The 18851-nt window shown below is 53.6% G+C and carries 14 protein-coding genes and 1 pseudogene; 6 read left to right on the plus strand and 9 right to left on the minus strand.

What is annotated here, in order from left to right; translation table 11 throughout:
• The first annotated feature begins 355 nt into the window (after positions 1-355).
• Positions 356-781: a hypothetical protein gene (locus tag BDD14_RS32250; RefSeq protein ID WP_165420479.1), complete on the plus strand. Its 426-nt coding sequence runs from the start codon at positions 356-358 to the stop codon at positions 779-781.
• 672 nt (positions 782-1453) lie between these two features.
• On the opposite strand, the gene BDD14_RS31415 is transcribed toward BDD14_RS32250, so the two are convergent.
• The 4 genes from BDD14_RS31415 to BDD14_RS31430 all read right to left on the minus strand — a co-directional run bounded on the left by BDD14_RS31415 (position 1454) and on the right by BDD14_RS31430 (position 5270).
• Entirely contained in the window at positions 1454-1948 is a 495-nt protein-coding gene (locus tag BDD14_RS31415) for a hypothetical protein (protein ID WP_130425586.1), read from the minus strand.
• Positions 1949-2767: 819 nt separating this feature from the next.
• Positions 2768-3226, minus strand: a complete 459-nt coding sequence (locus BDD14_RS34980) for a transposase (protein WP_130425588.1) — start codon at positions 3224-3226, stop codon at positions 2768-2770.
• Positions 3227-4198 carry an IS110 family RNA-guided transposase gene (locus BDD14_RS31425; RefSeq protein ID WP_130425590.1) on the minus strand — a complete coding sequence of 324 codons (972 nt, stop codon included), beginning with the start codon at positions 4196-4198 and terminating at the stop codon, positions 3227-3229.
• A 427-nt stretch (positions 4199-4625) separates the two neighbouring features.
• The gene (locus BDD14_RS31430) at positions 4626-5270 is read right to left on the minus strand and encodes a hypothetical protein (protein WP_130425592.1); all 645 of its coding nucleotides are present in this window, start codon (positions 5268-5270) and stop codon (positions 4626-4628) included.
• Between the two features lie 379 nt (positions 5271-5649).
• Here BDD14_RS31430 and BDD14_RS33590 point away from each other — a divergent pair, with 379 nt between their 5' ends.
• The 3 genes from BDD14_RS33590 to BDD14_RS31450 all read left to right on the plus strand — a co-directional run bounded on the left by BDD14_RS33590 (position 5650) and on the right by BDD14_RS31450 (position 9650).
• Entirely contained in the window at positions 5650-7092 is a 1443-nt protein-coding gene (locus tag BDD14_RS33590) for an SAM-dependent methyltransferase (protein WP_242618414.1), read from the plus strand.
• 158 nt (positions 7093-7250) lie between these two features.
• Positions 7251-8456 (plus strand): IS30 family transposase, encoded by a 1206-nt coding sequence (locus BDD14_RS31445; RefSeq protein ID WP_130425594.1) that lies wholly within the window; start codon positions 7251-7253, stop codon positions 8454-8456.
• A gap of 99 nt (positions 8457-8555) precedes the next feature.
• A complete protein-coding gene (locus BDD14_RS31450) occupies positions 8556-9650 on the plus strand; it encodes an alpha/beta hydrolase family protein (protein WP_130425596.1) in 1095 nt (364 codons plus the stop codon).
• 95 nt (positions 9651-9745) lie between these two features.
• Here the strand turns inward: BDD14_RS31450 and BDD14_RS31455 are convergent, their stop codons facing one another.
• Entirely contained in the window at positions 9746-10717 is a 972-nt protein-coding gene (locus BDD14_RS31455; RefSeq protein WP_130425598.1) for a glycerophosphodiester phosphodiesterase family protein, read from the minus strand.
• Positions 10718-10774: 57 nt separating this feature from the next.
• Here BDD14_RS31455 and BDD14_RS31460 point away from each other — a divergent pair, with 57 nt between their 5' ends.
• Both BDD14_RS31460 and BDD14_RS31465 read left to right on the plus strand, forming a co-directional pair.
• Entirely contained in the window at positions 10775-11410 is a 636-nt protein-coding gene (locus BDD14_RS31460; protein ID WP_278045566.1) for a TetR/AcrR family transcriptional regulator, read from the plus strand.
• A 50-nt stretch (positions 11411-11460) separates the two neighbouring features.
• Positions 11461-11646, plus strand: a pseudogene (locus tag BDD14_RS31465) (IS30 family transposase); the annotation flags it as partial.
• A gap of 286 nt (positions 11647-11932) precedes the next feature.
• Here BDD14_RS31465 and BDD14_RS31470 read toward each other — a convergent pair.
• From BDD14_RS31470 to BDD14_RS31485, 4 genes are all read right to left on the minus strand, one after another.
• Positions 11933-12958 (minus strand): VWA domain-containing protein, encoded by a 1026-nt coding sequence (locus BDD14_RS31470; protein ID WP_130425602.1) that lies wholly within the window; start codon positions 12956-12958, stop codon positions 11933-11935.
• 94 nt (positions 12959-13052) lie between these two features.
• Complete coding sequence (locus BDD14_RS31475) at positions 13053-14720, minus strand: hypothetical protein (RefSeq protein ID WP_165420481.1); 1668 nt, start codon at positions 14718-14720, stop codon at positions 13053-13055.
• 370 nt (positions 14721-15090) lie between these two features.
• Complete coding sequence (locus tag BDD14_RS31480) at positions 15091-17832, minus strand: TonB-dependent receptor (RefSeq protein ID WP_130425606.1); 2742 nt, start codon at positions 17830-17832, stop codon at positions 15091-15093.
• Between the two features lie 81 nt (positions 17833-17913).
• Positions 17914-18851 (minus strand): ABC transporter permease (locus BDD14_RS31485; RefSeq protein WP_130425608.1); only part of this gene is annotated, 938 nt, incomplete at its 5' end.

An 18851-nucleotide genomic window follows, 5' to 3' on the forward strand; every position in this document is an offset into this window, starting at 1 on the left:
TGCCAACAGCAACTACGCCCTCTGGTACGGATACTCCCACTATCGGGTGAACCTCGATTTGCAAGGTGATATCAAAACCAGAATCGGTAATCTTGACGTCAGGTCTGAAGGACAATGACGTTGCGTATGGATTCCTGAGTATTTGGATCTGCGACGTACTAGAACCAGAACACATTTGTGCGATAAGGATGTCCTGCGACCGTACAGAAGGGTCTGAATAGACACGCGCGGGAACTGCTCGTTGGACAACGCAACCGGTTGTTGGCCTTACAAGAAACCGATCCCTCATGGTCCCGGTATTGTCACTGTTGCCAAACCAGGTGATCGACGCGTCCGAGGAGATTAATAATCCAGAATGGCCATCAGCGAAAACATCTCCTTTAGACATATCTGCACCAGCAAAGCTAACAGCATCGAGCTTCACTTGATCATCTTTACCCCAGAGGATCGAATTGTGCTGTGTACCTTTGTCGTCGCGCCAGCTATATGCGATGTCCGGCTTGTTATCTCCGTCATAATCCGCGGCAGCTATTGCCTCGGTGGCTACACTCAGTCCTTGCAGCAAATTGAACGTGACCTTGCCGTTCTCATTGAACGTACCAATGTATGTCTTTCCAGTTTCAGCGTTTGCTGGGCACGAAACGATCAGCTTTTCATTGTGATGTCCATCGATATCAGCATGATCGAGGACACACTCTGGCCCTACTTCGATGTTCGAGGGCAGTTCAACGATGTCCTGAGTAACGCCGGATCGAAACTGGTTAGGGTTCAGCATGTATAGGGCGCTTCTGGCACCGCCATCCGCATCAGCCAACATGATGACCAATAACTTTCCACCCCCATTGGGGTCGATAGCTGTTATATCGTGCACGTTTGAGTGCAACTTTGTGGCATTGGGGACGAATCCATCTTTATGATCCCCAAGAAGCAACCACAAATCTGAGTGATTGACGACAAGTGTATCGGGCGATTTATCACCATCAACATCAGCCACCAAGAGGCGCTTAGTGTCCCCGGCCCCTACGCTGTAGCTGCGATCATCAGTTTTCCATTCCTGAGCATTGACTGCACTCGCATGCAACCCAAAGCAACTTCCCACGACGATGCCCCAACCAGCAAGCACTCTGATTGATTTCAATGGTTTGCCCCCCCCATAGCTAAATACTATTGCGGACTATACCATATCAATTGACTAAAACCCGAATTGTTAGTTGGGTAGGTAGGCGTGGAGGCGGGCAGAGATCTGATGTTGCTTTCCGTTGCCAAAGGACGAATGCATTGATAATAAAAGTGGGCCGTCTCTACGAGAGACGGCCCAGGAGCCGACGTAACCAGCAGTTTTCCAACTCACCAGTACGTCATAGCAGAGATGATAAATGCGTTGCTTGGATTTTGGGCTAAGAGCGACACCAATTCTTAGCCGCGTTCCCATTTTGGATCATGAGGAAGGGAGCTAGAAGCTTGATGCAACGCTGGTTCTAGTCTCTCTCATCATGGCAGAAGCAGCCTTCTCCACTCGTTCTTCGTCGTGACTTTTCAGCATTATGTGAGCCAGTTCGTGCGCGATAACGTGCTCGGTCAGGTTCTCGTGCGTTTTGGTGAATGGATGAATAACTGCAAATCCTCGCACATAGGTTACTTGCGTTTGCAGGTCCGTCGTCGCTAGGATCTCGCCTTTGACGCCGACCTGTCCAATATGATTCAGGACGCGGTTCCATGCAGGTTCATCGCATGCGATGATCCAAGTCCATTTGGTGGGATGTTGGTAGCCATCGATAATCGGCGCAACTACAGCCCTCTCCTGCGTACAATCGGCCGGAGGCACGTTGTTTTCGGCGAACGTAGAGTAAAACTTAATAGTGTTCTGTGCGTGGGCTTCCGTGTAAGAAATAGTCAGCATCAATGGTACCAACGCATGGAAAATGAAGAATCTAGTATGGTGTTTCATGAAATCTCCTTCGAGGGGATAGTCGAGGCCCAATGAATGTCTGGCGTCGTTGAAGTTCACAGGAGTGGGGAGGCGAGAGGATGTCCGAGCAGCACAGGCCAAGAATTTGGCTAAACCGAACCGAGTGTTCCCGAGCATGTCTCGGGCGCGGCCCTTTGTACTGCCACAAAGCGGAAACTATTGCCACTTGTCTTTCATCGGCACAAAGCAGAGACCGTTGAATCAGTCGTTAGTTCGCACAGACTTCCGGCGATTTGAACGATAAAAAAAGGAAAAAGGGCCGCACCATATGGGTGCAGCCTCAGTAAAATCAATCGTTTTATAGTGGTTAGTGGTTTAGGTTATGGAACATGTAGTTTCATTTTCGTGTGACTTATTTTCGGACACACTAGTTGTCAACTCATCAGTACCAAGTTCCACCAGCATCTGCACGGGTTCCGCTTCGTTCCCCGTATCGCGACTTGTGTGTACACCAAGCTGTACACTCCAAGAGGCGAACTGCCTAAAGCGCCTGAAGCCTATGATCGGCGGAACACTCAATTGACGTAATAGATAGAGAACGGGCGAAGCTGCCGTCACGTTCCGAATACCAGCAACGTCGTAGCGGAAGCGTTGAAACTCGGCCGAAAGGCTATAGGTTCAGACAGGTCCCTAGAATATTTGGAAGGCGCACTAATTCGCGGCGTTAAAAGTTCACGCCATTTGGAGCACAATTCGAGCAACCATCCCACCCAACGGTCTGGCGGAAAATTTCCGTAAGCTTTCGGGGAGAGCAGAGGATAGGGAGGCGAGCAACATAGGAGCGATATGCTGCCGCGTTCAATGATACCTATAGCATCTTCGACATTCGCCCAAAGCAGGGCACCGTCGTCCGATATTGCGAAGGCCACAATCTTGCCTTGCACGATGTTGCCGAGCTTTGAGTTCGCAGCGGTGGAAGACCGTCTCTGTGTAGGGTTCTTTGCTGTGTAAGACGTGGTACACGACGCGTGCGAGCTTATGCGCCGTTGCTGTAATGGTCTGCGCAGTGCCAAGCCTGGCTCGCATTCTGCGGAAAAACGCACCGAAGTAGTCCTTGGCACGGGAGAGTGATTTGGCACCGTGCCGGAGCACGATGGCTACTCGGTTCTTCACCTTCCGTGTCTTGGTGGAGAGCACTTTACCGCCGCTGATTCGTTTATCCGGACAGAGCCCAAGCCAGGAGGCAAAAGCGGAGGCATTGCGGAATCGACTGACCGGGTCCGACCTCGGTGAGGACCACTTGTGCGGCGATGGCACTCACTGCCGGGATATCGTGGGATCGACGCCAGCGATGCGGTACAGTTCACTGTGAAGATCGAATAAGGGATCATTTCCCATCCGCTGATAGGCGGTACGTTTGGTGCGCTTTGGTATCAGGGCAGGATGCTCCGTGGCGTTCGGCAAAGTGTGCATAAGCCGTGCTATCTCGTCATCCAGTTCGGCGATGAGCTTCTGGTAGTGGCGATAGCCATCCAGCGACTGCTTCAAGGTGAACAGGTGCTCAGGCCGGTAGTCTCCTACGAGTGCCTGCGCGACTGTCTCGCGAGGGCTCTTCACCCGAATGTTACAGCGGTGCGCCAGGCACAAGGGATCACGGTTGCCTGCGAGGATCGCATCCAGGATGGCCAGCCCACTGGCACCCGTGATGTCGCTCAACACATGATGGATCTGCAGGTTCATCAGGCTGAGAGACTTCTGTATGTGCTGCGTGTGTTCGGCGGCCATCTGGAGCAGGCTGCCGCGGTGTCGCCAGAGAGTGCGCACCGCACAGATGTCTTCCGGTGGGCGGAAGCTGGCCTTCAACAGTCCTACCGAGTGCAGATACTGAATCCACTCACAGTCGGACACATCACTCTTGCGGCCGGGGACGGTCTTCAGCGAATGCGCGTTGACCAGATAGACCTTGAAGCCACTCTCTTCCAGAATCTGAAACAGTGGGATCCAGTACACCCCGGTGGACTCCATTGCTACCGTCCGGATGCGACAACACTGCAGCCATTCGGCCAGGGCGTAAAGATCGCAGGTGAAGCTGCTGAACCTGCGCGTTGCTTGCTCATCACGGTCGGGTGGAACGGCTACGTAAATCTCCTCGGCTCCAATATCGATTCCAGCTGCATCGGGCTCCAGAATCGCTGAGCGGCGCTCTCGCTTCTCTCCTCGCTTTCCCATGGTCGCCTCCTTATAGCCGGAGAGTGCGGCCCGAGGTGCGATTCCTTCCAGTCTCCTCATCGAGATCGCTGCCCTCTTCTGCAGACGTCATCACTGGACTGTCCGCTACCTCAGACCCACGCTTTGCGACGGGCTCGGAAAGCACCAATGTCGGTTTCGGGCCGTAGCTTGCCGCCATCTCCAGCACCTATATCTTCGCTCAGAACCATGTTCCCTATGTCACTGTCTGGGCAAAGCCCAGTCTCCCGCTTTGCAGGCAGTTCGACGCACAGTAACGTTCTGTGGTCTTCGCCCAGTTCCTTCGGGATGACTTGGGCATAGGTATACTCCAACCGACTCCAGATGCACGCATCACAGAAACTCGCCCCTAGAGCAGCTATTGATGGGGGCGGACACCATGCCCCCGTCTTCACTCTTCGTGAGCAAGTGCGCGATGCGAGACAGGCTCGCGGTGGTGACAATCATCATCACCACCGCTGCGAGCATACTATTCGGTGAATTTGAGGTTGGCGGGCCGCGTTTGGTTGGACGCTGAACCAGTTGTTGGCACCTCATTGCCGACTATCTCGAAGGTCGCGTCATTCATCCAGACCTCGCCGGTTCCTGTAAGCAGAATGCCAAACGAGATAGAGGTCGCGTCCTGGGGAACATCGAGGACAACATCACATGTCTTCCACGTCTGGTTGCCCTTAATCGGCCGATTCTGCATATTGTCAAAAGCGACTGAGGTGCTCCCTTTGTCGACTCTCATCCAGACACCGGACCAGTCGGAAACGTCCTGTGAGCGGACCCAGGCGCGTAAACGAACACGTTTTCCGGCATAGTCATTTGCGCTGATCGTTTGCATCAGTGTGCCAAACCCACCCGTAGCCGGTACAGCCGACTTCAGGAATGCGCTTGGCAGGCCATTTTCCACCATAGCCTGGTCTACGCCAGTTTGATAATTGGCTGGCTTAGAGCCGGCCATGAACCAACCGTTCGGGGCGTGGCTGACCGGAACTGTTGATTGCGCCTGTACAAGCTTCAGACTAAAACTGGTGCTAAGAGCGCAGGTTGCAAAGACAAGGAAGCATCCGAAGATAGCAGAACCAACCGCACGAAGACGAGGGTGTTGCGTTTCAAGTAAGTTCATAATCAGTCTCTCCAGAACTTCCCCGCCGAAGAATCCCGAATGAATTAGGAGGCTAGCCCCACTTTTTGTGGTGTGTCAATTAGAACTTTAGAATATAAATCTCACACTGTTCTTATCTTGTACGGCAAATATCCGTAGAAACGGCGTTTTCGCCAAGTTCACCCGACCCAGAGACGCGCCAACGCGAACTTGGTCAAAACGCGACTTTTCTGGCAGTTCGGTTTCACCTTTCCGACAGGCCGGTTACACGGCAACTTGGCGAAGACATAGACCGATGTGAATAGTTCGATGAGCGCATTGCCCTGAATGCGCCAGTCGAGATTTGAATGGCCTGGCTCAACGCAAGGCCAGAAAAAGCGGCAGTGCGAGACAATGAGTCATGAGCATTTTTGCCCAGCAAGACGCGGTAGCGGAACCTCTCTCTGTTTTTGGACCTCGCAACGGATACAGTACCCAGATTGGTTTCCTTGTGTCGCAGCTCAACTGGATGCGCGCAGTGGTTCTCTCGCGTTTGCAGAATCTGTCGGTTGAAGAACTCGATTGGCTGCCGCATCCGGATGCGAACTCGATTGGTCCTTTGCTGATGCATCTCGCCGCCGCCGATGTCTACTACGGTTTGAACACCTTCGATGGTGTCCCTTGGGGCCGCTTCTCCTATGAAGCTCGCAAGAAGTGGGGGGTGGCGATCAACCTTGGTCAGACTGCGCGAGTCCGCTATAAGGGCTTTGATCTGCAGTACTACATATCGCATCTGTCCGAGGCACGGGAACATACCCTGTCGGAGTTGAGCAAGCGAGACGACGAATGGCTCATGGCGATTGACCCCTCCTGGAGCTGGGGAGCTACTAATAACCTTTGCAAATGGTTTTATGTGTGCGAACACGAGTCTCACCATCTGGGCCAGATTGATCTCATTTTGAAGCAGCTACCAGGACGGCAGAGTCTCGACAGGCGTAGTTTGCACAAAGGCCAGTCGTCGCGTACCGCACTCGGCGTGGCGTTGCGACGCGCGACTCATCAGGTCTATGACGCAAGCCCCTTGGTATTGAATGACCCTGTTGCCGTGCCGCTGCTGGGGAGCAGGTACGCGAAAGTCCTGGCTGACTCGGAAGAAGATTTGTATGAGGACTCGTCCCGGATGATGCGAGCGTGGTTGGTAGCCCGCAGCCGCTTCGCTGAAGACCATCTCGCACGCGCGGTGGAAGGCGGTGTTCACCAGTATGTCCTTTTGGGAGCGGGTCTTGACACATTCGGCTTCAGGAATCCGCACGCGGGGCTCGAGGTCTACGAGGTTGACCATCCTGCGACGCAGTCCTGGAAGAAAGAGCTGGCTGAAGCGAGTGGAGTTGTGGTCCCGAAGTCTCTTCACTTTGTGGCAGCTGACTTCGAAACGCAGAAGCTTTCCGAACGGCTGGAAGAGGCAGGGCTAGATGCCAATGTGCCGACGGTTTTCGCGATGCTCGGGGTGGTTATGTATCTGACTACTGATGCCTTCGGAGAGACGCTCAAGTACATTGCTGGCTTTCCAGAGGGGAGTGGTGTGATCTTTGACTACGCGGTGCCGCGCGACATGCTTCCACCAGAAGAGATCGATGCCCGGGATGAGCTTGCCAGCCGTGTCGAAAGTATCGGCGAACCGTTTCGGTTGTTTTTTGGTCCCGATGAAGTCAGGGACGTGCTTGGCGCTTTTGAGTCGATAGAGGACGTGGACGATAAGGAGCTAAATCGCCTCTATTTCGCAGGCCGAACCGATCAGCTCAACCTCAAAGGGAGGTCCGGGCACATGATCGCTGCTTTCCGAGGCTCTTCGTTGCTACCGTGAACGCTCTTCTCTTCTTTCATCATGCTGGCCGCACCGAGGGCACTCAACGCGAGCCACATGGCCGTAAAGTCGCCTTCTCGGACAAGTGAAAACGGGGCGGTCTCAACCGGTCGGTGCAACACCATCTGATATGAATTCATTTTCTAAAGGGGGTGTTTATGGCACAAGGAAAACGGGACAGGCTTTCCACTGAGCAGCGGATCGACATGTGGCGCCGCTGGAAGTCGGGCGAGTCGTTGCATGACATTGGACGTGCCTTCGGTAAGGGGCATGGTTCTATTCGGTTCCTATTGACGCAGCGTGGCGGGATAGTTCCTGCTGCTCGTCGGCGCTCGTTGCGAACGCTCACGCTGGCCGAGCGGGAAGACATCTCACGTGGAATTGCATCCGGTTCGTCGATTCGGGAGATAGCCCATGGGTTGCAACGGCCTGTGTCGACAGTGAGCCGGGAGGTGGCGCGTCATGGCGGGCGGCCACTCTATCGAGCCAGTGAAGCCGATCGTCAGGCCTGGGAGTCGGCTCTGCGACCCAAGGTGTGCCTTCTTGCCATCGACGAGAAGTTGCGGACCATCGTGGCCAGTAAACTGATCCAGGACTGGTCGCCGGAACAGGTTTCGAAATGGCTGAAGGTCCACTATCCCAGCAACGAGAGCATGCATGTGTCCCACGAAACTATCTACCGCAGCTTATTCATCCAGGCCAGGGGAGTGCTGAAAAAAGAGCTGGTTCAGCACCTCAGGTCCAAGCGGCTTATACGTCGCTCACGACACTCGCGGGCTGCGGGACAGTCTCGAGGTCAGATCGTCGATGCCATCTCTATTCGCGAAAGACCTGCGGAGGTTGAAGACCGCGCTATTCCCGGTCATTGGGAGGGCGATCTGCTCGCAGGCAGCAAAAACAGTCATATCGCAACCCTGGTGGAACGACATTCGCGTTTTGCCATGCTCATCAAAGTGCCCAGCAAAGACACAGCGACGGTCGTCGCCGCGCTGAGTAAGCACGTGCGTAAACTGCCCGCGACCCTGCGGCGCTCGTTGACCTGGGACCGAGGGCACGAGATGGCCAAACACAAGTGCTTCACGGTGGACACGAATGTGAAAGTCTACTTCTGTGATCCGCAGAGTCCCTGGCAGCGCGGCACCAATGAAAATACCAACGGCTTGCTGAGACAGTACTTCCCTAAGAAAACCGACTTGTCCGTCTACTCTCAAGCCGATCTCAACAAGGTAGCTCTGCGCCTCAATCAACGCCCGCGAAAAACCTTGGGCTTTGAAACCCCGGCGAGTAAACTCCAAGCCAGTGTTGCATCGACCGGTGAGCCCACCTCGTTTTGGGGGAAGTTCGGCGACGCGTATCGGCATTGAGCGAAGGACTACTTCCGAGTTGGCGACAAAACGTCCCACAACACAGAGAGACCCGATTCCAACTCAATGAACGCGTTCTCCTGTTCTCTTCAAATTAGAATGAAAAATACTTCGAAGCTGTTTCAGGAAGTTTCATTTATGCCTTGTACGGCCTTGCTCTGGAAGAGACGGTTCAAAGTATTGTGTGTTGCGGTCTGCCTTCTGGTCGAAGTTGCTAACGAGAAGATAATTGCGCAAAGCCCAGTCCACTCCATCCATACGATAGTGACCCCCCTCGTTGGTGAGGACGTTGCGCGGCCATGTGAGTACGACATGGTAAATCCATCATCAGTCAAGAAAATTCGTGCCGTCTTCGTGGTTTTTGAGCGTGGACCAGGCAGCGTGCGGTTCTACAACGACCCCGATATTCAAACGTTTGCGGACAAGCATGAACTTGCGATGATGATGCCCCGACACTGCTCGTCAAAGGTCTATGAAGACATGGACATTGACCCCTCAAACGGCCTCGGACGGGGCCTATTTGCAGCCTTGGATCAATTTTCAATTCAGACAGATCATCCTGAACTAAGAACGAGCCCAGTAATTCTGCTTGGCTTTTCTGGCGCCGGCGCATTTGCTGCCCGGCTCGTTGGTTTCGCGCCCCAGCGAATTGCGGCAGCTGTTCTCTCCCATGCTGGCCAAAATCATTCGTTGGGTTTGAACACACTTCAGCTTAGCGACGCTAGCCTTACGGTTCCTGAACTCGTCATAGTGGGCGGCAAAGATCAAACTGTAGGGACGGAGCTTTCATACGCTTACTTTTCTCGATATTGGAGGCTTGGAGCTCCTTGGCTCTTCGCCACGCAAAACGATGCCGGACATTGTTGCACGTCTGATGCGAAAGATTTGATCCTTGCTTGGCTGGATGCCATTCTAAGGAAGCGCCTGCATCAGGTAAGCGGCAGTCTTGCCACTATCCATAGGACGAACGGCTACTACGCTTTCTTCCGAAAGGATCCAACTGAGATCCGGGACAGCGGAAAACTCATCACCTCGAACGCGCGAAATCTAACATTTCAGCGAAGTGATAGCGCGACACAAAACAACGCAGAGGCGGCCGGGTATCTACCGTCAAGAAAGACTGCGTCTGAATGGCTGAGCTTTGCCGATCGGCCCGCCCAACTGAACGCATCACCCACGGGACCTAAGCCTTGATCTGCCCCAGTATCTACAGCGTCTTCGCCCGAAGGAACGACTACGAAACCTTGAGAGAAACCGATTGAAAACGCATCTCTCAAAAAGACTAAGGTTTAGCGCGTGAATCCGACCGAGCTAACCACATCGATCTGATCAGTCCAGATGCCGCCGCTGTACCCTTTGGGAAGCTTTTTCAAATCCGCACCGTCGTTCAGGCCTTTAGTCCCACCGGCCTTGTAGGAGTCCACGGCAAAAACACTTGTGCCGGCGGCATGCATGCGCCATAGAAATCTGTCTGGCCAGCCCCACAGCCACGGCGCAATATTTACTGGCACAAAGATCACGCTGTTCCTGCATGAATTGGGCACATGACCCATCTCACCCAGCGCGATGTATCGCACGAAACAAGTCTTGATCGATTTAGGAGACATTGTCTTCATTGCAGGCAAAGTCCTTCGGAGAGCCTCAATGGGTCGATCTCCCCCTGTCACGGCGAGCCATTGCAACTCGTCTCGAGGCATCGTGAGCAAAGTTCTTGCCAGGGCCTCACCTTCCTTCGGATCATTGCTTTTGATGTGAAGAATGAAGTGCCTATTAGGAAAACCGGTAAGAACTTCCTCCAGCGAAGGCATGAGACCGATCCCTTTGCCACGCAGAGGATATGTCTTTCCGTGGTCAGCGGTGTAGCCGTGGCCAACGTCCAGGGATTGTAGATAGGCGAGCGTTTGATCGCGTGTCACCCCGTGCCCGTTGGTCCGACAATCGAGAGTCCAGTCATGGAACACCGCCCACTTACCGTCAGATGTTGGGTGTACGTCGAAGTCGACGAAATCGGCGCCTTCTCGAAAAGCCTCGGCTATAGCGGGAAGAGTGTCTTCAATGTAGTCATTGTGGGGAGGCAGAATACGGGTCGCGGTGCATGTATCATCACTCACGCCATCGTGGGAGTAATCCTGATGGACTCCCCGGTGGGCAAGCAGTGTGGGATGCGCAGCGAAGCGCTTAACCAGCAGAGACGAGTTCGCCACCCAGACAACAGCAATTACGACCGCCGCAAGAATAAGACGCGGAGACCCCCATCGCATATACTCACCTCAGCAATCTAAATGAGTAACTCCTCAGATAGACTGTGCATCATTTATATGAGTAAATCCTCAGATAGGTCAAGCCCGGAGCGTCGAACACCGCAAAGACAGCATGGCGAGCGACGAGTCATCACATTGCTCGACGCGGCGGATGCCGTGATCGCTCAACACGGTTACGGAGGCACCACGATGACCTTGATTGCCGAACACGCTGGATCTGCCATCGGCACTGTATACCAGTACTTCTCGGATAAAGATGCAGTTGTTTATGCACTGAGTGCTCGCTACGCCGACGAGATGGCCTCGCTGTGGCCTCCGCTGGCCGAGCGGTTGCGCACGCTCGATCTTGATTCATTTGTCACCACACTCATGCAAGCCCTCGTACGATTCATGACGGAGCGGCCTGCGTATGTGCACCTCATAGCTGCTCCGAAGCAATATAAACGCGATGAAGGAACCCGCTTCCGTTTGCGGGAGAGCTTCGCTGCGCTGCTACGAGACAGGGACCCTCAGTTGTCGCGCACTGAAGCACTTCTTGTAACAGGCGTCGCGCTACGGATCATCATGAGTGTTGTTCAGGAATATGCGCGCGCGAAACGAAGCGATCGGGACAGAATCGTCGAGGAGTTTAGCTTTGCACTGAAAGCCTATCTGACGCAGCGTATTCGCAGACCCATCGGTCCGCAAAAGTAAACGCGCTTCTGCTCATCGATCCGCCTTTCTCCCGAAAAGTCCGCTTTTGACCAAGTTCGCGTTGGCGCGTCTCTGGGCCGGGTGAACTTAACTTCCCTAAGAAAACCGACTTATCCGGTTACTCGCAAGCCGATCTCAACAAGGTAGCTCTGCGCCTAAATCAACGCCCCCGAAAGACCTTGGGCTTTGAAACCCCGGCGAGTAAACTTCAAGCCAGTGTTGCATCGACCGGTTGAGCTCGCAGAGGTTTTCGGCAACTTCCCTTTTGGGCGGTTCGGATCAATTTTCCGGATAGCCGGTTACACGGAACTTTCGAGCGTTGTAAGCAGTCACGGCCGGGGGTAGTTTGTAGAGCCTGCACCGGCAATCGAGAAGGCGGTTTATTGCATTTATTGTGACATAAATGCAATTCGATTGCAGGTTGATAGCGGCTATCTATTTCGCGGAAAACGAGCGAATATTTCACTTTATTTTGGCAACCTAGAATGATGATGAATTTTGCGGAGCGTTGTTGACAGTCTTTTAGTTCGAATCCACAGCCCAGTAACTTGTTCTCGCCGACACGAGCATCTCCGGATGATGTGCCAGCGAAACCTTGATCGTATGCAGTCCCGGCTCCGTTGAAGTCGGAGTAAAGTTGAGAATATAACTGTTGCGAATATGATTGCTCAGGACATTTATATCGCTCTCCAATTCGCCGCGGCCATCGAAGCTCATTGACTCCCCACCCGAAAGATCGGCCACCTCCGCCGACAGATTCTTCTGCATCGCCCCAAAAATCAACCTCAAAGGCGCATCAAGCTTGAAATATCCCTGGGTAGGCCTCGCTGGATCGTTGTAACGCTTGAACGAACCATCAGAAGGAACTACCGAGATCGGCGGATTCACATGCGGATTCTTGAAAGCCAGCTTCGCCTCCGTCTTCTGCGCGGAAAAAGTAACGCTATAGACCGCGGTGTTCGTCTCTCCTAGATTCCGCACAATCTCCTTCATCGGCGTCTTGCTGCCATCATCACGTTCCTGGCTGATCAGCAAAATAGCCCTGCGATTATTAACAGGCTCTTTCTTCAGCAAATTGAGAGCATACGTAATCCCATCGAAGATTGCTGCGCCACGATCTCCCGGATCCGGCTTATCGATCGCCTCCTTCCACTGGGCAACATCCGACGTAAATGGAGATGCCGCCTCCGGTTGGCTATCAAAATTAACAATCGACACTCGATTTGGCGCTCCTCCAAGCAGCGAAGCCAGGAGCGGCTCAAGATTCGCATAACTGGCAAACTGCCCTCGTGCCACACCGCCCGTCTGCAATAGGACCACAAGCGACAGTGGCCGTTTCGTCTCTTCTTCCAGCGTCACCTTTTGCGGAACTCCGTTGTCCGTCAGAACAAAATCCTCCGCCTTCAGCGAAAACACCGTCTCTTTGCCGGTCGTCTGCACCAGCGTCGGTACAATTACCAGCGTACTCGTGGTGTGCAGCGTTGTCTGCGCAATAGCTGCCGCCGCAAACGCCGCGACCAGAATGCCGGATTGAAAGACGGTTTTCATCTAGGTTCTAAGGTTAGACGAGTCCGCGCCCCTCGTGGCCTCGGAGAGACGTGATTTACGGCCTGAAAACAGAGCTTAGCTTCGTCCAAAGACTTTACCTCGATATGGCGCGATAACCTGCAGGTCTGGCTTCAGGAGTGAGTCTGCCGTGCTCTTCTTCCAGGCCAACAGCCTTGTCTGAGGTGACGCCATGATGATCGCGTAAAGCTTGAGTTATTTCGGGGTAGAGGGGCGAATCTTTGCGGACTAGCCAACACTCGCGATCGCCCTCGCCATAGTGCCAGTGCTTTCGCTGTCTATAAAACTCCGATCCATACGATGTAAGCCAGAGCTCGTAATGGTTCGCGTGCGCACCAATGGTGAGGTTACGAGTCAAATGTGGCCAAGAGCGCTCGGCATAGTTGGGCGACCACGAGGGCAACACGAGACAACTTTCCGGTCGGTCGGGATGAAAGACGACCAGGTCCGGTCTGATCCGTCCAACATCTGAGCTTTGCAGGGGCCGGTGGGCGAACTCGGGTGTATTGAGCCCCCACGCGTCGTAGGTGGTCCAGCTTGAGAAATATGGGATGAAACCAGCCTCAGAAGTGAGAATTGTTCCATGCCGGGTAGCGTGGCTTAACTCTTCCGCGATGCTCTTAACTTCTCCGAACTGCTCATCCCGAAAGGTCCTTACCTCTCTGGACAATGGCAACATAAGAAGCACTGACCAAGCCAAGCATCCGACCCTGAAAACAAGTACTTTGTGTTCTCCAAGCGCCGCCCAATTCGCAGCGATGATTATCGCCGTTGCCAGTGGCAAGTAGAAAAAGAACCGGGCCGCGACATTTTGATCCAGTCTCATTGCCCAATAGAAAAAGGTTGGAACGGCGACGAGCGGAACTATAAGCCAAAGATGCCGCGCTTCGGCACGAAGGATGATTGGCGCGAGCATGACTATAGCGAACAAGAGGTAGATCAAGCTCTGGTGCAGGGAATGAGGGACGAATAGCCCTAGAACCCGATGGGTGTCAGCCTTGACCAGAAATGGAAGAGGAAATAGTTCCCCGAAATATATCCACCGCCACGAAAAGTAGATAATCCCCGGAGCAGCAAACAATGCCCCTATCGTAGCGGCATTCTTCCATCGCAGCGGTCCACGAACAATGAGGTAGGCGAGCAACGGGATCGTGAATACCACAGCATCCGGGCGGAAGAGGCAGAATACGAAAGCAGTCAACGACGCTCGCTCTAGCTGGCCTCTCATCACAAAAAGCACGAAAGTCGAGAGCAGAACGGCGTCTGGCAACACCGCGAAGCCAGAGGCTGCAGCAAGAATCTGAGGCATCAAGGCAATCGATCCCACGATCGCCAGCAGCCGCAAAAGCGAGACTTGCACCTCAGCGATCTTCAACAGGGTTACGGCCAGCAAGATCAGGGACAAAACATTCATGCCCGCAGAGAACCATAAGGGTGGGATATGAAGGCGAATGCCTGCAGCGACCAATAACATCCAACCAAAATCCGTCGCGCCCTCAACATGTGGTCCATTGGCCAGGAACGTGATTGATCCATACTCCGCGAGGTTTCTGCTGTATTGAAACAAGATGATTGCGTCTTCTGCTGGAAGGAAGCGAAACGGCACAAATGCGAGTGTAATTAAGGCCACTCCGCCATAGATTGAAAGAAGCGTAAGAACGGTGCGATCGAACATCTTCACGCCGCTTTTGCTGAGATGATTGACCATATACTGCTCTGTTGTGGAAGTCACCCCGGTATGCACTTATGTATTTCTCCTTCTGGTTCGGCTACTTATATTTCCCGCTGCAGCAAATGGCCAGCGTAAGAGTGGCCTTGGATTTGAATAATTCAAGGGTTACCGCAAACTTGGGAGTGAGCACACGCGCTGGAAGTCTCTCAAAGAGATATCCAGTTCATAGTCACATATGACCTCAGCAAAGGATCGGCAAACATAAGTCGCTTGTGCGTGCGCACTGCAAATATGAACAGCGCCGATTACTCTAGGTTTCATAGGCCAAAGTTCATTGTTCGCGTTTGGAATTTCATTTTATGGAACTCATATTGCCCTCATACTTACGGCTCTCATAAACCGAGAAATATCTTATCTAATGGTCGATGATTGAGCATAATCGTCAAAAGGAAAAGTATGACGTCACATACACCGTTCTGTTTCCTGGCGAAGACAAGGCAAACGGCCCAGTCGCCGGAGTGAGCTGTTGCCCGAACAAGGGTGAGCTCAAGACCCCGTTCGGCGGCGCGAGATTCACCATATTGAAGATGTTTGTCGCTCCGACGATCATCGTCAGCGTGTGACGAGGAACATGTTCGGCGGCGGGCTTTTGCGCATGCGAAGCATTTGCGACAGGACGACTGCCAAAGTTGAATACTCTGTTAACTGTCAGATGAACGGTCGCACTCGTGGGGGCTGTCCCCAATCCATAGGGCACAATTCTTTCACTCTTTCCCGAGGGATTGAGATCGAGACACCCATAGGCAGTGCTCAGGACGTCAGGAGCACCGCAGGTTCCATACGTCGGTCGCGCATTCGATTGATTGTTGCCCGTAAGATCGTTGCCGATTGTGACGTTATAGGGTCTATTCGCTTCCACGATCGCGATTGCCGTCAAGGTCACGCGATAGGGAGCCTTGTAGGTCATGAAGGCCTGCAACTGATGGGCTGGAGCAAAGCTCGCGCGCCCATAGTCGAGTGAAGGTATGCGTGATACGGAGGGAAAGTAGTTAATGCCCTGCGTGTCCGTCGTGGCATGGTTGTAGGTGTACACCGCGTGCAGAAAGAAATTCTTGTAGGTCGTATTCGTTGTAAGAATTACCTGGTGCTGCCTGAAGTCTCCGCCCGACTGAAACTGGTAGTTGTACGTTGTTGGGGCTGGCCCCGTTATCCTATACGTCTCGGGATCGAAGAAAGGTGCGTTCACATTGTTTGTATAGTACTGATGCACGCCACGAGTGAACAGATAGTTGAGATTCAGTGAACCGATCTTGCCTAAGCTGCGGTCCACGCCCAGAGCCGCCTGTACGTTGCGCGAGATCCTAAACCCCGGATCGAGCGTATAAATAGAAAGCTTCGATTCGCTGGCGGTTGCCAACAACTCGGCAGGCACGGGATGATTCGGATCGTAGAAGCTCGGGTTTCGCAGCACATAGTTCTGCTGAAAAAATCCATTGTTGTGGATCGTCTGAATCTGCAACGCCGGTGTAACGCGGTTATAGAAGATTCCTCCCGCCGCGCGAATCACCATCTTCGGTGAAGTCTTGGCTCCAGCCTTCGGCGACCAGGCAATGGCCACGCGCGGCGCCCAGTTCAAGTGATCGCGAACACGATTTTGTCCCTCCATGCGCAGCCCATAGCTCAAATTCACATTGGGCTTCCACCGCCACTCATCCTGGAAAAAGATAGCTCCATCGAACTGAAGCAGTCTGGCCAAGGGATTCACGATGACAGTTCCCGTATACAGATAAGGCTTTGGCATCGCCGCGTGATAGTCCGCAAGCGACTGGAACTGATAATTCCCATTCGATCCTGTATCGGCGTAGTCAGCCACGCGGTACGTTCGCGCCAGCAAGCCGAGGCGCATCACGTGCGATCCCGCCGTTAGCGTCGCGTAGTCATGCAGCTCCATATTATCTTGGTGATTGCTTGTGGTTCCCGACACGCTGCCGCCCGTAACGAACGCTCCCTGCACGGTTACCGCAGGCTTCGTGCTATCCGGTGTCTGATTGGTCCGAATCCGCCACCATCGAGTGCTCACCTCGTTCAGCAGCCTCGAACTCACGATCATTGTATCTCGCAGCTGCAATATGTTCTCGATGTCGGTGCTACTGTAACCCTGCTCTGGGAGATTCAAGCCGCCTGTCCCTGCACCGGTACGCCGCGTGCGAAACAGCACCCACTGTCCCTGCAGAATGTGCTTGCCCACCTGGCTGTCCACTCGTCCGAATACATTCGTCGTGGAGTATGGCGCGACCAAGGCCTGGCTTAGTGTTCGAGGATTTGCGGAGGTGTCCGTAGGATCGACCGCACGCAAGAAATTTTGATTCTGCCTCTCCCAATACTGCGCCGCAAGAAAATAAGAGGACGTCTTAGTGATCGGTCCCGTCATATCGCCCGAACCGGAGTAATACTGATAGCTCGGCTGCGCAGTGGCCAGGGGATTCGATGTATTCAAAACGGAATTCAGATAGGAACCACGCAGGTGCCCGTTGAACTTCACCGCTCCCGGCTTTGTGATGATGTCGATGCGACCGTAACCAATCCTGTCGTTCTCCGCAGAGAATGGGTTCTGGTTCACCCGTATCTCCAGAATCGAGCTCTTCGGAGGCAGTTGGCCTCCCGTATATCCATCGATGTAAAGTTGTCCCCCATCTGGACCAGCCGCCGGACCGGCGAGCGCCTGGAGCTCTGTCTGTAATGCATCGGGATCGTCCGCCAGAGCGTCAAGATCGCCTCCCTTCAGCACGGTGGAGTTGGCATTTTCATCCGAACTCAGACTCACTCCATTCGTCTGCGTCGTCACCGTCATCTGTTCCTCAGCGGCAATGCGCAAGGTCACCGTCATCTGCTTTGCGCCGGTGTCTTCCACCATAATTCCTGTCGCACTATACATAGCAAATCCCTGCGCCCCGACTTCCAGATCATAGGATCCGCTATGCAGTTTGACAAAAGCATAACTCCCATCGGCGCCGCTCTCGCACTCACTCACGACACTGCCGTCACGCCGCAGGGTCAGATATGCCTTCTGTACGACGGCGCCGGTACTGTCCTGCACCTTGCCTACAAGCCTTCCCGAACTCTGCGCCAGCATGGCAACGGAGCTATACAGAAACAGAAGCAGCACCAATCCTGCTGTTTTCATTTTCCTAAATCCTCTTTTTGAAACAGCACATCACTGTCGCGTTCCGAAGAGCACGCTCGCCGCATCGAACTTTTCGCTAATCTATGAGTCCCTACATAGCGCCTTCATCGGGTGCAGTGTCGCTGCACGTATTGCAGGAATTCCTCCAGCGCATAGTGTGATCGCTACCAGCAGGCCGGCCGCGCCCAGCAAGTCGCTCATCGCAATAGGCTTCCCAAAGTGGAGATAGTACGTCGACAGATACTCCACCCCGCGCAAGGAGACTCCCCCGACAGCCGTACCTATAACGATCAGCGCCACCATCTCGCGAAGCACCATTCCCGCTGCATGCAGCGGAGTCGCTCCTAACGCCACACGAATTGCAATCTCAGGAATGCTCAGCTTCACACGCATCAGCAAAAGGCTCAACGTAGCCGCTCCACATAACAGCAGAGCCACGCCACTAAACAACATCGTCATATACGAGAGCAGCCGTTCTTTTCCAAGTGCATCATTCAACTGTCGTTGCATCGGCAAGAAGCGCGAATATCCCGTCTCAGGGGCGATGTGCGCTAACACGTCAAGGTAGGCGGCTTCTGCCTCTTTTTCATGCTCCCCGCGAATCAGAAATACCATATTGCTGGTATTGCCACCGTAACGGATCGAGACCGACGTGATCGGCAGAAACAAAATCGCAGACTTCGGCGCATGAATATCCGCATACTTTGCGGACTGCACAACACCCACCACCACACACTCCGTATTGATCTGGTTGTAAAAGCTAACCCTCACGCGCTGTCCCAGCGCGTCGCTTGGAGCTGCATTGAATATCTTCTTCGAAGCGAGGTCATTCACAATGCAGCGACTCTCGTCGGTGTCCTCATCGGTAAACTCACGGCCCGCAAGCAGGTTTGTCTGCAACGTCTCAAAATAGCGTGGCCCTACCTGGTTAAAGGACGTCTGCTTCACCTCATTGCTCTTCGGCAATGCAACCTGAATCTGCGGATCGAACGTTGTAAACTGCGTGATCCATGTCATCG

This window comes from Edaphobacter modestus, from assembly GCF_004217555.1.
GTDB classification, from domain to species: Bacteria; Acidobacteriota; Terriglobia; order Terriglobales; family Acidobacteriaceae; genus Edaphobacter; species Edaphobacter modestus.

Bases quoted from the DNA above. Each gene is read 5' to 3' on its own strand.
- BDD14_RS31455 (WP_130425598.1), bottom strand. From the start codon at position 10,717: ATGCGATGGGGGTCTCCGCGTCTTATTCTTGCGGCGGTCGTAATTGCT.
- BDD14_RS33590 (WP_242618414.1), top strand. From the start codon at position 5,650: ATGAGCATTTTTGCCCAGCAAGACGCGGTAGCGGAACCTCTCTCTGTT.
- BDD14_RS31470 (WP_130425602.1), bottom strand. From the start codon at position 12,958: ATGAAAACCGTCTTTCAATCCGGCATTCTGGTCGCGGCGTTTGCGGCG.
- BDD14_RS31480 (WP_130425606.1), bottom strand. From the start codon at position 17,832: ATGAAAACAGCAGGATTGGTGCTGCTTCTGTTTCTGTATAGCTCCGTT.
- BDD14_RS31450 (WP_130425596.1), top strand. From the start codon at position 8,556: ATGAAAAATACTTCGAAGCTGTTTCAGGAAGTTTCATTTATGCCTTGT.
- BDD14_RS31425 (WP_130425590.1), bottom strand. From the start codon at position 4,198: ATGAGGAGACTGGAAGGAATCGCACCTCGGGCCGCACTCTCCGGCTAT.
- BDD14_RS31460 (WP_278045566.1), top strand. From the start codon at position 10,775: ATGAGTAAATCCTCAGATAGGTCAAGCCCGGAGCGTCGAACACCGCAA.
- BDD14_RS31445 (WP_130425594.1), top strand. From the start codon at position 7,251: ATGGCACAAGGAAAACGGGACAGGCTTTCCACTGAGCAGCGGATCGAC.
- BDD14_RS31430 (WP_130425592.1), bottom strand. From the start codon at position 5,270: ATGAACTTACTTGAAACGCAACACCCTCGTCTTCGTGCGGTTGGTTCT.
- BDD14_RS32250 (WP_165420479.1), top strand. From the start codon at position 356: ATGGCCATCAGCGAAAACATCTCCTTTAGACATATCTGCACCAGCAAA.
- BDD14_RS31415 (WP_130425586.1), bottom strand. From the start codon at position 1,948: ATGAAACACCATACTAGATTCTTCATTTTCCATGCGTTGGTACCATTG.